Source organism: Brachyspira pulli, assembly GCF_036997785.1.
GTDB lineage: Bacteria > Spirochaetota > Brachyspiria > Brachyspirales > Brachyspiraceae > Brachyspira > Brachyspira pulli.
Window position 1 is genome coordinate 100157 of the sequence record NZ_JAWLQI010000002.1, and the last position, 15790, is coordinate 115946.

Annotated in this window: 12 protein-coding genes and 2 tRNA genes; all 14 read right to left on the reverse strand. The window is 29.1% G+C overall.

The features are described 5' to 3' along the window. Positions 1-2: 2 nt before the first annotated feature. Positions 3-686, reverse strand: coding sequence for a JAB domain-containing protein (locus R4K56_RS01035; RefSeq protein ID WP_335757097.1), 684 nt, complete (start codon positions 684-686; stop codon positions 3-5). A gap of 149 nt (positions 687-835) precedes the next feature. Further along, entirely contained in the window at positions 836-2353 is a 1518-nt protein-coding gene (locus R4K56_RS01040) for a hypothetical protein (protein ID WP_335771548.1), read from the reverse strand. Between the two features lie 134 nt (positions 2354-2487). Next, positions 2488-5889: a hypothetical protein gene (locus tag R4K56_RS01045; RefSeq protein ID WP_335771547.1), complete on the reverse strand. Its 3402-nt coding sequence runs from the start codon at positions 5887-5889 to the stop codon at positions 2488-2490. 85 nt (positions 5890-5974) lie between these two features. Continuing rightward, positions 5975-7552 carry a hypothetical protein gene (locus R4K56_RS01050; RefSeq protein ID WP_335771546.1) on the reverse strand — a complete coding sequence of 526 codons (1578 nt, stop codon included), beginning with the start codon at positions 7550-7552 and terminating at the stop codon, positions 5975-5977. Between the two features lie 76 nt (positions 7553-7628). Continuing rightward, complete coding sequence (locus R4K56_RS01055) at positions 7629-9173, reverse strand: hypothetical protein (RefSeq protein ID WP_335771545.1); 1545 nt, start codon at positions 9171-9173, stop codon at positions 7629-7631. A 2-nt stretch (positions 9174-9175) separates the two neighbouring features. Continuing rightward, a complete protein-coding gene (locus R4K56_RS01060) occupies positions 9176-10003 on the reverse strand; it encodes a hypothetical protein (protein ID WP_335757101.1) in 828 nt (275 codons plus the stop codon). Positions 10004-10266: 263 nt separating this feature from the next. Then, on the reverse strand, positions 10267-11232 hold the full coding sequence (locus R4K56_RS01065) for a hypothetical protein (RefSeq protein ID WP_335771544.1): 966 nt from the start codon (positions 11230-11232) through the stop codon (positions 10267-10269). Then, positions 11216-12559, reverse strand: a complete 1344-nt coding sequence (locus R4K56_RS01070) for an LptA/OstA family protein (RefSeq protein ID WP_335771543.1) — start codon at positions 12557-12559, stop codon at positions 11216-11218. Before R4K56_RS01070 ends, R4K56_RS01065 begins: the two co-directional genes overlap by 17 nt. Then, positions 12543-13121, reverse strand: a complete 579-nt coding sequence (lptC, locus tag R4K56_RS01075) for an LPS export ABC transporter periplasmic protein LptC (protein ID WP_335757120.1) — start codon at positions 13119-13121, stop codon at positions 12543-12545. The genes R4K56_RS01070 and lptC overlap by 17 nt, the downstream gene beginning before the upstream one ends. Continuing rightward, positions 13099-13650 carry a KdsC family phosphatase gene (locus R4K56_RS01080; RefSeq protein WP_335771542.1) on the reverse strand — a complete coding sequence of 184 codons (552 nt, stop codon included), beginning with the start codon at positions 13648-13650 and terminating at the stop codon, positions 13099-13101. The genes lptC and R4K56_RS01080 overlap by 23 nt, the downstream gene beginning before the upstream one ends. Positions 13651-13679: 29 nt before the next feature. Then, positions 13680-13752 (reverse strand) — tRNA-Arg (locus tag R4K56_RS01085). 25 nt (positions 13753-13777) lie between these two features. Continuing rightward, positions 13778-13860, reverse strand: a tRNA-Ser gene (locus tag R4K56_RS01090). A gap of 61 nt (positions 13861-13921) precedes the next feature. Beyond that, positions 13922-14671 carry a tRNA pseudouridine(38-40) synthase TruA gene (truA, locus tag R4K56_RS01095; protein ID WP_335757105.1) on the reverse strand — a complete coding sequence of 250 codons (750 nt, stop codon included), beginning with the start codon at positions 14669-14671 and terminating at the stop codon, positions 13922-13924. Between the two features lie 70 nt (positions 14672-14741). Further along, entirely contained in the window at positions 14742-15722 is a 981-nt protein-coding gene (locus R4K56_RS01100) for an ABC transporter substrate-binding protein (protein ID WP_335757106.1), read from the reverse strand. Positions 15723-15790: the final 68 nt, after the last annotated feature.

Genomic DNA, 15790 nt, shown 5'->3' on the forward strand with positions numbered 1-15790 from the left:
ATTCATACCTCCGCTTCTTTTTTGTACTTATCAAAGACTCCATCTTCTCTAAAGCTATAAAAAGAATTCCCGGCAATGATAATATGATCCAACATTCTTATATCAACCATTCTGAATGCTTTATATAGTACATCAGTAATATCAACATCTTCTTTTGAAGGCTTTGCTATGCCAGAAGGGTGATTATGTGTTATTATAACATAACTAGCACCAAGAGATAATGATTTTTCCACTAAATCTCTCGGATATATAGTAGCAGAATCTATTGTTCCTCTAAATATATTCTCCATAGATATAAACCTTTTATTTACATCTAAACAAACTATGCAAAAAGTTTCAAATTTTAATTTACCCAATTTCACTATAAGATAATTAATTAAATCCTTTTTCTTAAAATGAGGGGCATTAATTTTTAAGCTGCTTAATAAATAATATTCTAACAGAGAAGGTATATTCTTAATAAGTTTTATTTTCTTCTCATTAAGACCTTTTACCTTTAATAACTCTTTTTCTGAAGCATTTACTATATTATACAAGTTATAAAAACTATAATAAAGCTTGTCTACTATAGTATTTGCTTTCTCTAAAGATATACCATTAGATATAATAGAAGCCAGCATTTGTTTTTCGTTTACAATATCGGCATTACTATATTGCAGGCGGTTTTCATAAAAATCATTATACATAAATACTTCCTTAATAAATTATAGTATAGCCTATAGTTAAACAAATTCTTTTTTAAAAATAAGCCATTTATTAAAGAAAATAAACAGTATATATTTTACTTTTTATTAATTTTTTAAAAAAATTACAATTATTCTAAAAAAGTTGTATTTTAATATGATAATGTATATATCAATTTTATTTTTCCAGGAGTTTCATTTGCCCCTATTGTAGAATCTTCTATTGTAATTTCAAATGTTTTAGTTTCACCTTTTTTAAGCGTAAAATTCTTAGTGTAATCAATTATTTTATCAGAATTATTTCCAGAAATACTCTGATAAATGAAAGCATCTTGAGTACTGTCATAATTAAAATTGATTTTTGGTGAATCTTGATCCACTATAATAGTTTCATTTCCAATAGACAAACTATTTTTCTCATCATACATAGAAATTTTAGAATCTAAAGATATACTAATACTATTTTTATCTTTATCTTCATATTGCATTTCAAGAGTATATACCGTACTAATAAGATTTTTAGTTTCTCCAACATTTACTTTAAACAAAGAATCAAAGAAGAAACTAGGCTTTTCTTTTGAGGTTATAGTATTCAATGTTTCTGTTCCATTAATAGTGTTAGCTATTCTAATATTATAACTAAATCCCGCATAATCTAAATATTCATCACTTCCAAAAGTTTTATCATTAAATGTTTTAGCACTGATATTTTCTATTTCTAAATTCTGAACCTGCAAAGCCATTTTATTTTTTTCAACTACTTTTATAGGCATATAAGGTGAACGTCCGTTTTCAATATTTTCATCAGCAATAGGTCTGTCTAAATCTATCTTACCGCCATATACTCTAGGTGCATATCTATTATTATCAGCTATAGAATCTGAACACCATTTATAAATTTTTATCTTTCCATCTGGAAGAACTATTCCCACAGGATCATATTCATAAAAATAAGTAAATCCATCAACAGCAAATTTAACTTGACTGTTTAAATTAGCACTGTCAGCACTAGCCTCCCAGCCCAATTCAACAGATCCCCATTCCATAGGAGCAGGTATTCCTAAAATTGATTTCCATTTTGTAGGTATTGCAAATGCAAATACTAATTTTGAATAACTGTCTATTGCTATCAAGTAATTATCAGTATCAAGTCCTGCATTTCCAGTAAATCTGTAAAACCAAAATCTCTGTAATCTATCACTTTTATTGTATGCACTTGTAGATGAAAAAGTAGGATTCATATTTTTATACATATAATACTTTACTTTAGTTACAGGAAATCCGGCAGCTTTTGTATTAGTTCCGTCATAATAATATTCATTTCTTGAAGGATCTTTTAATTTCCATTTATCATCTTTAATTAGCATATATGTAGGTTCATTTTTAGCCCCAAAAGAAGCTGCAATTACATAATCATTATCAAGATCAAGAGTAAAATCTCTATAATTAGGATTATTCCAAGGTCTTTCACCATTATAATTATAAAATGGGTCTTCTTCTGGCTTCAAAATATCCTCACCGCCTATATCTGGTTCTTCTGTTTCTCCTCCGCTTGAAGTACCATTAGACATTTGCTGATAATAATATTTAGGATTGAAACCGCTGCTGCAAGTAATTGCAAACAATGCTATAAAAAGCATTGATAAAATAATAAATAAAGTATTTCTCATAAAATAAAATCTCATTAATAATTTTTATGCAATAATTATACAAATAAAATAAATTAAGTAAACAATATATAGTGCAAAAAAAGCGGAGAGAGTTTTTAATTCCCTCCCCGCTTGATTTTTTAATTATAAATTATTTACTGTCTAGTAGCTTCAAATCCCATTGTGCTACCTGGTGCTCCTATAGTAAAACCTGATGTAGAAGTTTTAATTGTGTTAGGATCTGATAACTCAACCCAACGATATTTAAATATTGTCGATTCTTCTTGATATTCATAAACTGCATTGTTACACTCTGCTATATCATTATTATATCTAGCCAATACAAATGTCATAGTTGTAGAACCATCTTTCAAAATAAATTTTGTTCCATCTGGTTCAAATGTATATGATACATTTCCTTTTTCAAATTTAGCACCTCTAACTCTATCTGTAAATATTGGTCCATAATCTACAAATGAAGTTCTTCCAACCTCTGTAGAAACAGCTCTTGCAGTATCTTGAACCTTATAAAGTATATCCGGGCTACCTTGTATAGATACTTTTATACCTCCGCTTGTAGAAGTATATGTACCCATAGATTCAGTTTCACTACTAAGTGTATACACTATCTCTTTTGTTTCTGCATTCCAAGTTTCCTCTTTATAAGTTAAAGTCTTACCTGTATCATCAAATGAATAACTATAAAGTATCAAACTCTTACCTGTAGGCTTATATCCTTCTGGCAATGGACTAGATGTACTATATTCACTATAATCTCTAAATTTATAAACTTTAGATTTTACATTATCAGTAAATTTAGAGGCAACATATACATGAGCTGTTATAGAGCCTTCTTGTATCTGTCCATCTTTAATACCTTGATAATCAGATAATGTTATTGTTACTTCAGTACCGAACCAACCTCCTGTAGTATATGTACCTACATTACCATTATAACTATCATACTTAAATGTATTCTTTTTATTTCCATTTTCATAGAAATCAAAATAATCTCCATTTGGACTGAATACATACTTTTTACTACCGTCATCTGTTATATATGTTTTTCCAGCCACTCTTGACATAAACTCGTATGGATCAGTGTAATTTTTATAACCAACGATGACATTATCCATAAGTAATTCATTATCAGAATTTTGAATTGTAAATTTCTTATTTTGTTTAGGAGTCATCTGTTCGTACTGTCCATTAAACTGCTTATCTATAGCTGTATAGTTATAATACATGTTTGAACTTGTAAGCTCAGATGTTTGAGTATTAGTAACAACATGTGTTATATAGTTACCAGCTTTAGAGAATGTATAATACTGCATTAAAACACTATTACCAGGAACTCTCATCTTATAAGTTTCACCAGCAACCACAGACATGAATCTGTCTACAGTTTGACCGTCTTTACCTGTAAGATAAGCGTCATATCCGTAAGCTGCAGAGTTAAGTATATGAGTAGCAGTAGCCAAAGCACCTGTTGACATTTGTATCATAGTACCATTAGCACTAAGTCTTAATGCCCAGTATTTGAATACCAATGCTCCGTCTTCTATATAAGCTGCTTTAGTATAATCTGCTTGTGAACTTCCATATTTATCAGTTATAGTATAAGTAGCTTTTTCACCGCTTGGATAAGTATATGTGAGGTTTCCGCTTCCGTCAAACTCATATTTATAACTACCGTCCATAGAGTAGTATGTAGTATTTACAACAACATCTAAGAAATAAGCTCCTTTATCTCTAAATCCAAGCACACCAGCAGGATCTCCATTCTTTAATAGATCTCTTGCAGAGCTTTGTAAAGTAAATGTGTATTGTGTGCCGCTATTATCTTTATATATAGCTTCTTTACCATTATCTTTTACTAAAGTATAAGTAATTGATGTACCTTCTTGTTTAGATATTTCCTCTGTATATGTAATAGTTTTACCATCTTTACTAAACTTATATTCAAATGTTTTTAAACTTCTTCCATCTCCTGGAGTACCTTCATAATCTCTGTAAGCATATACTTTATTTGCAACTTCATCAACAAAGAAGTCTATTACAGATTCATCTACATTCAAATATCCTGGAGTTGATGTTACTCCTTCAGTCTTAGTAAGTCCTGGAGTATCTCCTGCTCCTGATGACCAATATAATACTCCGTCTTTAGTGCCATTATGAACATCTAATCTCAATCCCCAATAAGCGAATGAACCAGATCTTTCCTCTTTATATATTGCTCTGTCGCTTGCATCCTGCTCAACAAATGCATAATATCTTACAAATTTTCCATTTTCATAATACTCTATAGTTTTACCATCTATATTAAATTTATATGAATAGCTCTTATCTTCAGCATCGAATACTTTTCCTCTTACTCTGTATATAAACTCAGGACCTGGATCAACATAGTCTAATTCAGCTGCCACATTATTAACATTATCTTTTACTTTAACATAGCTTTCTAATCCGGTAATTATCATATCTCCATATTGAACAGAAGTAGCACCTGTAACTTTTGAGAATTCAAATTTCTGATTAAATGTTGTTCCATCATAGAAATGTTCTTTTATTATTTGAACTGATTTTCCATCATCAGAGAATTTATATGTATAAAGAGTTAAACCAGATCTTATACTATAAGTTTTACCTTTTAATTGATCCAATATAGTTTCTGGAGCTATATCATCAACATTTACATAATAGTAAGGAGAACGTCCTGCACTTTCCTTATCTTTATAACCTGCTATATCTCTTGTAGAGTCATGAATTTTAGGGAAAAATGCATTAGCATCCATTGCCATTTCTTCCTGATATTCTCTATATAAAGTTAATGTCATTTTATCTTGAGTTTCATCATAAGACATAAAACCTATAGGGTCATATTCATAGAAAGGTCTTTTATCGCCATGAAGTTCTACTGCCTCAAATGCTGTAGGATATGCTTGTCCCATAGCACTTCCTGTTTTAGTTATTTTACCATAAGCAAATACTAATTTTGAATATTTATCTACTGCTATCAAATAGTTATTAAGAGGTACAATTACAGCTTTACCTACAATTCTATAAAATAAAAATCTCTCCATTCTGTCAGACTGATTATAAGCACTTTCAGCAGCTACTAATGGGTTTTTATAATCATATCTATAGAAAGATCCTCCTGTAATATCATAGCCTTGTGCTTTATTTGCTCCGTCTTTAGCATTGTATTTATTTTCTGCCATTGAAGCATCTGAAAGTGTCCATTGTGTACCATCTTTAAAAAACGTATACACAGGAACATTCTTTCCGTCAAAACTAGCAGCAAATAAAAAATCTAATATTTTATTTCCGTCAAATTGATAACCAATATCATTCCATTCACCTACTTTAAATGGATCCTCATTAGGATCTATATTTATATCGCCGCCGCCTATATCTATATCTGGAGGAGGTGTTTGTTCGCTTTCTTGTGAGCCATTTTTATTATAATAATATCTTGGGTTGAAAAAATGTCCGCTACAAGAAGTTAAGAACAATATTGTAAGTAAACAATTAATGATTAATAATAATTTCTTCATAACAAAATCTCCAAAAAAATATAATAAAAAATATAATATGAATAAAGAAATTAATCTTTATTCATATTATAAAATCATAAACAATTTATTTTTGTATATCCTCAACTTTTATTTTACATCTAAACTGAACTTGGTCATTATATCCTGTAGCTCCTTCTCCGCAAGGTCCTACACCATACCAAGCACCCCACCAGTTTTCTTTATCTTCTATTACAACACGATCTCCATCTTGACCATCAAGAATAATAGAAACCTCTATTTCTCCCTGTTCATTGTATTGAACTTCTTTAGATATAATTCTATTACTATCAGCAGCACCTGATAATTCTACACTTTTAGTTTCCTTATTAAACTTAACAGTCAAATATAAATCGTTATTTTCTGAATATTTATAAGGCCAATATAAATCATTAAAATCAGTAAAACCTTCATCATATTTAGTAAGATTAAATGCTAAATCAATATAAATATCTTTAGATTCTGTTTCTGCTGTTTGATCCTTATCTTCAGTAAGCTCTAATGAAACTTCAGAACCTAAATCAACTTGATATCTTCTAAGATAAGCACCTATTCCTGTTCCAGAATCTTTACTAGCAACAGATTTATATTCTGATACAACTATATCATCTGCTGAAATTTTCATTTCAACATCATAGCCAAAAAATCCATAATTCATTGCTTCTCTTGCATCGCCTTTATTCCATATACCTCCTGTAAATTCAGAGAAATTACCTAAAGTATATCTTTTAACTGTTTGGCTGCTAATATTTTTGAAATATAGCTCTGTCATAGAAACTTTAATTTCTGTTTTATCATTTACTTGATTTTTATCGAAATAAGGTGATACACCAGGTGAATTTCTGCTAGCCATTGCTCTATCAGGATCATGAACTTGAGGGAAGAAATTATTAGCATCAGCTGCCATTTCTCTTTTATATTCATCATATAATTCTAACTTTAATTCCCCATTTTCATAAACCATTATACCTATAGGGTCATATTCCCAGAAATTTCTTTTTTCACCATACAATTCAACAGCTTTGAACTCAACAGGATAAGGAGTTCCAACAATAGGAGCATTATCTGTTTTAGTTATTTTACCATAAGCAAATACAAATTTAGAATATGTATCAACTGCTATTAAATAATTATTAAGAGGTACTATAACTGCTTTTCCTTGCAATCTATAAAATAAAAACCTTTTCATAATTTCAAAATTATTATATGCTGAATTAGCAGAAACTAAAGGGTTTTTACCATCATATCTATAAAAATTAGCAGGATCTATATCATAACTTTGTGCCTTATTGCCGTCATTTATTCCATTATAATAATATTCATTCTTTGAACTATTTTGTAAACTCCATGGTGTAGAACCCTTAAAAAATTTATAACTAGGTACATTATCACCATCAAAACTAGCTCCAAATGCATAATCCTTTATTATAGAACCATCAAATATGTAATCTTCATTATTCCAGGGACCTTCTGGAATTTCTCCTTCTTCACCGCCGCCTATATCTATATCTGGAGGAGGTGTTTGTTCGCTTTCTTGTGAGCCATTTTTATTATAATAATATCTAGGATTGAAAAAATGTCCGCTACAAGAAGTTAAGAACAATATTGTAAATAAAAAATTAATAATTAGTAATAGTTTCTTCATAAATCAATCCTAAGTATAATAGACTGCCAATAAGTTTTTACACCTATTTACAGTCTATATAAAATATTATAAAATATTATATTATAGATTCAAATTGTAAAGTATAAGTAATTTCAAACTCTTCACCATTTGAATCATTACCTTTTAGATATTTATATTTTATTGTAAAATCTTTACTCTCTCCTAATTTAATAGTAAAGTTATTATCAAAAGTTACTTTAGTATTTTCTGTTTCTTCATAACTATCAACAATAAAACATTCTTTATCAGAATTATATTTTAATCTTACTTTAGGTGTATCAGAAGTAGCAACAATACCGCTTCCATTTTCTCCTAAATTATCTGTATCTATATAAGATAATAAAGTATTATATTTATAAATACTAGATGACAATATTATATAAGTTTCATTTTCTTTTATATTTTTAACAGAATACGATTTTGTACCTGTGAATGTCTTTTCAGCATTTATATTTATTTGTAAATCTTTTTTATTTAATTTTAATGTACTTATACCAACACCGCTAGGATAATAATCCTCTAAATATTCTACTTGCGAATTTACATCACTTGAAACTTTAGCTCCTATACCATAAGTAAAATAGCCATGATTTTGTACTGTATATGTAAATGGAGGAAGGAATCCCCATTTTCCTGTTCCATCAGAACTTTTCATACTAATATTTTTCAAGCTTTTTGCAGTTATTGTTATTTGATCTTCTGTCATTTCTTCTAATTCTTTTGCTGGCAAATAAGGAGATCGACCTTGACCATCTTCTCTATGTTCTGCTATAGAAGTAAAGTCCAAATGTATTTTAGGTTCATAAGTAGTAGGCGAAGCAACGAATTCATCAATATAATGTTTATATAAAACTACAGAACCATCTTCTTTTACATAACCAATAGGGTCATATTCAAAGAAAGGACGTTTATCAGCATACTTTTCTATAGCCTCAAATTGACTAGGTACTTTTTCTTTTATAATACCAGCTACAGTTACTTCATCAACTTTAGTAATTTCACCATAAGCAAATATAAATTTAGAATAAGTATCAACAGCTATTAAATATTGTTTAAGTGTTACTACAACAGCTTTTCCATTTATAGCATAAAAATTAAATCTATCTATTCTTCCTGGTAAATATCCGCTACTATCATAAAGAGGATTATATCCAGCATATTTATAAACTTTTAAATCTGTAATACTAGATTTCATAATAGAACTATCTGCATAGTTTTCACCATTTATACCATTATAATATTCAGCAGATATATCATTCCAATCCTTTCCGCCTGATATCCAATATCTTCCTTTATCATCATCAAAAAATGTATATATAGGAAGTTTATCAGCTTGGAAACTAGCTTTAAACAACCAATTTTTAAATTTGCTGGCATCATATCCACCATAAGTAGGGCTATTCCAGTCGCCGTTCAAAAATGGATCTTCATTAGGGTCTATCTCTTCAGGAGGTGATTCAGGTCCTGTATCTGGTGCACCGCCTGATGAAGAACTAGATGATTTATTAAAATAATATCTAGGATTGAAAAAATGTCCGCTACAAGACATCATTAAAAATGACACTATTATAGTAATAAATAATAAATATATTTTTCTCATAATTATCCCTTAAATGCTAAGCCTAATGTTATACCGAAATCTAGAGAATTAATATAGTATGACTTTAAAGGAGTTGTTGTATCAAATGCTGGTCTTCCATCTCCCTGTAAACCTTGATTCATCAAGTCTAATAAACTTTGAGGCATAGTTATGTATTTAGGAGTATATATATTAAATCTTGTATATCCTCCTAATATAACTTCAACTCTGTCATTTATTGGCTGATTATATTCAAGCATAAATTTCATACTAAACATTACTGGATTCATATTCTTTATCATAAAATCTGTTACTATTATCTCTCCAACTTCAGGGAACTCAGGCATCTCCTGAACAAAATAAGCTAAATATGAAGGAGATAAATCAGCTATCATTTTAGCTCCTATATGTAATCCAACAGCAAGTTTGCTTTCAAAAAAATAAGCCTTAGTTCCAACACCAAAACTTATAACCGGAGCGTAACTAATATTGATAACCATATCTGCTGACACTCCTCCGAAACTTCCTCCAGCTTTTTGAGAAACAGCTCCATTTCCTACACCTATAGAACCAAATACACTCATTCCGCTAAATATTTTATTACTATCTAATCCAAACCATTTTTCAGAACCAAATAAATAACCTAATTCAGCTTCACCATCCATAGTGTAGCCTACTCCGCCTTTCATATAAGTAGCACCAATTTTATATAAATCTTCATCACTTATTGAAGGCATAGTTGCTGTTCCATTAAAATTTGCCTTTAAAGCCCATATAAAACCTTCATCAAATCCAAAAGCCGCTGAAAAAGTCGTAAGCATTAGAATATATAAAATAAGTATTTTTTTCATAACAATTTTTTTCTCCCACCTTTTTAAAATCGACACAATATATAAAATGTTTATATGCAAATTGTAACTTCTTTTCTTTTTAAGTAAATAGTGTTTTATATAAATTTACGACAAATTTAGTATTATGTTTATTAGCATAAGTATAATTTTATACATTTTATACATTAATAATAGACATTTTTTATATTTTGTATTGTTTTTCATAGACATTTAATAGATAATGTTTAGTTTTATATAGTTAATTTATACTATTTTTAATGTAATTACATTTTTATATTATCTTTATATTCTTTGATTGTTTTATATGGAGTTTTCAATTGGAAGTTAACTATATTACTATACCAGTTAACATAATCAAATCTATTTACTTCAGCCATTATAGAATGTTTATCTTCATGAATATCATATTTTGGAAACATCATTGCAATAGTTTGAACAATATAATAAGAGAACATATTTTTTATTGTTTCATAATCAGCATTAGACTGTAAAAAATGATAAGTACTGATTATAGCTATTGATTTACTTGGTCTAATCTTATTATTCTCAAGTACCAATCTATCTACAAATCCGCCATCTGCAATAGACTTGGCACTCATACCTACATAATTTGATGTAAGCGGCATATTTACAATAATTATAGAAGAATCTTTAAACTCATTAGCTATCATTCTCCAATATAAAGCAGTATAAATCATGAATCTACTACCAATCAATAATTCATTTCTAGTTTGTAAAGGAGTACTCCATACATCAAGTATACTTTCTACATAAGATGGTGCTATACTTTGAGCTATTGTATATAAAGGAGTTCCATATTCATAGCCGAATAATCTTTTTATATTAAAGCTTGTTTCATTAGAAAGAGAATAAACTATATTTTTTTCTAATTCATTATAATCTATATTTTTTATATCTATATAATCTCTTTTGAATACATCTGCATTATTAACTATTACTTTTCTATTAGCACTATAAAATGTCTCATCTGTAATACCGTTTTTTAAATTATATTTTATATTATAGCCTAAAATATCATAAGTAAGTTTAGATAAATCATCATCAAAAATATCTAAAAAATCTCTAGGTTTAAAAGCTGATATTCCATCATCTTCTATATAAGTTATGTTTACTTCATATTTTTTTTCTTTTTTTAAAGGCTCAGTACTTTCCTGACATGATAATAAAAAGAAAGACATCAAAATTATTATATTACTGAGGTATTTCACCGCTAACACCTGTAGCTTCTATTTTTTGAGTATCTATATAATACTTTATTTCTCTGGCTCTTACAACACTATCTTTCTGTTTTAAATAAGGATTTTCACCCCAAAGTCTTAAATATTTTTGTTTATCAAAATAAGTTGCCCAAGCACTTTTAGAATTCATATCTTTTCCTTCTACAAATACATTTCCATTGGCACGAAGTTTTTCTTCATCATTAAACATCTGCATAGTAACAGAAGTAATTTTCATGCTTCTATCTTCAACATAGGCTTTAGGAGAACCGCTTACTGTAGCAACTTTAGTATCTGGGTCTAAATGCAGTAAATCACCCTCTAAAGATAAACTCTCATCATAATCAAGCATTACAACATCATTGTGAAATATTACATCTTTAAATTGCTCATCTTTTTTATATTCTATCCATTCGCCAAAAGCAATAATTCCTCTATCTGGTATTCTTACAGAAGGTTCTTGATACATATATATATGCTCATTATCTATTTCGTACTCTATATAACCACCTTTAAGTATCATATTTTCTTCATAGAAGAAAGCTGTAACATTGCCATAAGCATATAAAGTACGTGTATTATTATCTTTACCGCCATATTGATTTAAAAACAATCTATCTGCAACTATAATATTATAATTACTGACATTACTATTCTTTTTATTAGTTGCTCCGGAGTTAATATAATTATTTGTCTGAAGCACATATATTTTACCCCTGCCCATAACATTAGCTGTGGCAGTTTTTGCATTATACTCTAATATTTCACCTTCTAATCTATCAGAACCTTGATAAAGTCTAGGATTTCCTGTTAAAACTGCTGTTTCTTTATCCATATCATATATTAGATTATCAGCATATCCATCAGTTTTCCTTTTACTTTCCCTATCAACATGAGTCAAATGAACATTACTAATGGCTTTTGCAATAGGAGTATTAAAGTCTCTTTCCATAAAAGAACTTCTTATTGTCATATTATTTGTAGGAGATTTCAATACTGGTTTATTTTTAACATAAGCATATCTTGTTTTTCCATTATAACTAGCATAACCGCCTGTTATTGTAGAACCATTTGTTTTACTTAATAGTCTTACTCCGCCGCTGAATGTAGCCAATTCTGTTTCTTGATAAAAAGTCATAACATGGCTTGTAATAACTGCAGATGAATCTTCCAATTTTGCATTACCGGTATATTGAAAAACTTTTGTTTTATTATTGAATGTAAATTTATCAGCACTTCTTCTTGATTGAGCGATTAAAGTTAATGCAAATATAAATAAAATTAATATAATTAAAAAAACTTTATTGATCTTCAGCAACCGGCACTCCTATAGCATCACCTTCATCAACTTCATTATATATTGTAATATGTTCCAACCCCATATCTCCTTCCATACTGCTTCCTGTAAGCCAACTTCCATCTTCCTGTTCTACACGTATAGGAACAGGACTTTTAAATTTTTGTTTTTTATTATCCCATTGCAAATATTCTGTATAAAGAGTTGTATTATTTGAAGCTTTTGCCACTACATTAGTATATATTTGAGTAAATAATGTTTCTTGATTTATAGTAACAAATTGACCAGAAATACTAGCAGCTATTGTATGGTTAGAATCATAAGTATATGTTCTGCTGTCATAAAGTTCTACTATTTTTTTCTTATTATAGAATTTAGCATTAGTGGCATAGGAATCTAATTGTTTAAAATTAGTATCATAACTTTCCCGTCTAAAGCCATAGAATTCCATATCTGGCGGAGGTACAAAATTATCACTTGTTTCAAATTCTTTTCCAAGATTTTTAAAATCCGTACATGATATGAATAATACACATAACAAAAAAGATATTATTAATATATTAAAATTCTTTAATAACCTCATCATAAATACCTTTAGCTTTTAAAATCATATCAACAGCAAGTCTAAAAGCCCCATATCCGCCTTTTTTACTTAATATTATATTAGCAGCTTTCCTAGCTTCATCAGTTGCATCTTTAGGAGCAAAAGAAACTCCAACATATCTCATAACTTTTAAATCTATTAAATCATCGCCAATATATGCTACTTCTTCTTTATTTAAACCATATTTACCTATCAAAGTCAAAATAACTGGCATTTTATTTTCTTCACCAAGTATTAAATCTTCAAAACCATGTTTATTAAATTTATCAAATCTAGTCTTTATAACATTAGAATTACTTCCAGATATAACAGCTACTTTAATACCAGATTTTAATGCCATTACAACACCCATTCCGTCTTGAGTATGAAAGAATTTACTTTCGACACCATTATCATCGAATATTAATCTTCCATCAGTCATAACGCCGTCTATATCAGAAACAAATAATTTTATTTTTTTAAGCTTATTAAAATTGAAAAAATATGAAATAGAATCTTTGATAGTCATTTTAAGACTCTTTAATTAGGATAACACTTTGGGGCTTACAGGACTCGAACCTGCCCACCCGGTTTAGGAAACCAGTGCTCTATCCTGATGAGCTAAAGCCCCTTATAAAAAGAAGCTAATAACAAATCGGAGAGTGTGGGACTCGAACCCACATGGGTGTTAGCCCGGCGGTTTTCAAGACCGCTGCTCTACCAATTGAACGAACTCTCCAAACAGATATGTTAAATATTATAACATATAAAAAATTTATTTCAAGTTTTTTTTTAATATTTTAACTATTTTTAAAAAAAGCACGCCTGAAATAAAGTCCATGTGCTGGTGCTGTAACAAATGCTTTTGACCTATCTTCACTCTTTAATATATCTTCTATAAAATTAGTAGGCATTTTCTTTTTTTGACCTTCTACTAAAGTACCTACTATAATTCTAACCATATTATGTAAAAAAGCATTACCTCTTATTATAAAATATATTGTATCTCCTTTTCTTATAGCTTTAACTCTCTCTAAATATCTAAATTTAGAATCATTTTCATCTTCTGTAGAACAAAAAGAAGTAAAATTATGCTCACCTATCAAATATTTAGCATATTCATTTATTAATTTTTCATCTATAACATTCTTTCTATAAAACCAACTGTAACGCTCATAAAAAGGAAATGAAGTAGAACTATTTTGAACAATATATAAATATTCCCTGAATGTAGCTGAAGCTCTTGCATTAAAATCATCTTCCATTTCTTCAGCTTTTATTATTCTTACATCTCTATTCAAATAAGAATTCAAAGCTATATGAACTTTATTAATAGGAACAAGCATTTTAGGAACTCTAAAATTAGCAACTTGACCTAAAGCATGAACTCCTGCATCAGTTCTTCCGCAGCCATATATTGTGATTTTTTCACCATATACTTTTTGTACTGCTCTATATATATCGCCCTGAACTGTTCTTAAATTCGGCTGTATCTGCCAGCCATAGAAATCTGTACCATCATATTGTATTGTTATTTTTATATTATTCATAATGCACCAAAAAACAAAAAGCCCATATAAAATTATATAGGCTTTTATTTAATATTTTAAATTCTAATTATTATAGACCAGCTGGTATTAATACTCCAAGCTCCTGAGCAGCATTAGTATTTATGCTTAATACAGGATTTTTCATATACTCTATAGGCATATTAGCTGGAGAAGATTGACCGCTTAATATTTTTGATGCTTGTACTGATGTTAATCTTCCAAGCTCATAATAATCAATACCATAAGTAGCTAATCCGCCGGCATCTAACATAGCTGCTTCACCGCATATTACTGGGATTTTTGCTGGACTAGAAATAGCTATAACATTAGCCATACCAGCAGAAACCATATTATCTGTTGGTACATATATAACATCAACTTTGCCAACCAAACTTTGTACAACCTGCTGTATATCATTTGGATTTGTTATTGTAGCATCTACATATAATAATCCCATTTCATCTGCTTTTTTCTTAGCTATATCTATTTGGAATTTAGAGTTTGCTTCGCTTGAACTATATAAAAAAGCAACTTTTTGAGCTGAAGGTATAAGTTTTCTTAATAACTCCATTTGTTCTTCAACTGGTGTTAAATCTGATGTTCCTGTTACATTACCTCCAGGAAAATTATTATCTGCTACCAATTTAGAATCTGCAGGGTCAGTAACTGCTGTAATTAATACTGGTATATCTTTTGCCAAATTCGCAACTGCTTGTGCTGCTGGTGTTGCTATAGCAAGTATTAAATCTACTCTATCATTAACAAATTTTTGAGCTATTGTAACACAATTAGCTTGATCTCCCTGAGCGTTTTGATAATCAATCTCTATATTTTCACCATTTATATAGCCTGCTTCAGCTAAACCATCTACGAAACCTTTATTAGCTTGATCTAATGCAGAATGTTCCACTAATTGTAATATACCTATTTTTAATACTTTATTTGCATCTGTTGTTGTTGATGTATCTGTTTTGTTATTTTCTGTATTTTTATTAGAGCATGATACAATAAGCAACATTACAACAAAAAAAGAAATTAATAATTTTTTCATTATTATATATTCTCCTTAAAACTAAAAAAAATTACTACTTCCAGTAGTATATAATATAGCCATAATAA

Coding starts and splice junctions, on each gene's coding strand:
- R4K56_RS01035 (WP_335757097.1), bottom strand. CDS start 686: ATGTATAATGATTTTTATGAAAACCGCCTGCAATATAGTAATGCCGAT.
- R4K56_RS01040 (WP_335771548.1), bottom strand. CDS start 2,353: ATGAGAAATACTTTATTTATTATTTTATCAATGCTTTTTATAGCATTG.
- R4K56_RS01045 (WP_335771547.1), bottom strand. CDS start 5,889: ATGAAGAAATTATTATTAATCATTAATTGTTTACTTACAATATTGTTC.
- R4K56_RS01050 (WP_335771546.1), bottom strand. CDS start 7,552: ATGAAGAAACTATTACTAATTATTAATTTTTTATTTACAATATTGTTC.
- R4K56_RS01055 (WP_335771545.1), bottom strand. CDS start 9,173: ATGAGAAAAATATATTTATTATTTATTACTATAATAGTGTCATTTTTA.
- R4K56_RS01060 (WP_335757101.1), bottom strand. CDS start 10,003: ATGAAAAAAATACTTATTTTATATATTCTAATGCTTACGACTTTTTCA.
- lptC (WP_335757120.1), bottom strand. CDS start 13,121: ATGAGGTTATTAAAGAATTTTAATATATTAATAATATCTTTTTTGTTA.
- R4K56_RS01080 (WP_335771542.1), bottom strand. CDS start 13,650: ATGACTATCAAAGATTCTATTTCATATTTTTTCAATTTTAATAAGCTT.
- truA (WP_335757105.1), bottom strand. CDS start 14,671: ATGAATAATATAAAAATAACAATACAATATGATGGTACAGATTTCTAT.
- R4K56_RS01100 (WP_335757106.1), bottom strand. CDS start 15,722: ATGAAAAAATTATTAATTTCTTTTTTTGTTGTAATGTTGCTTATTGTA.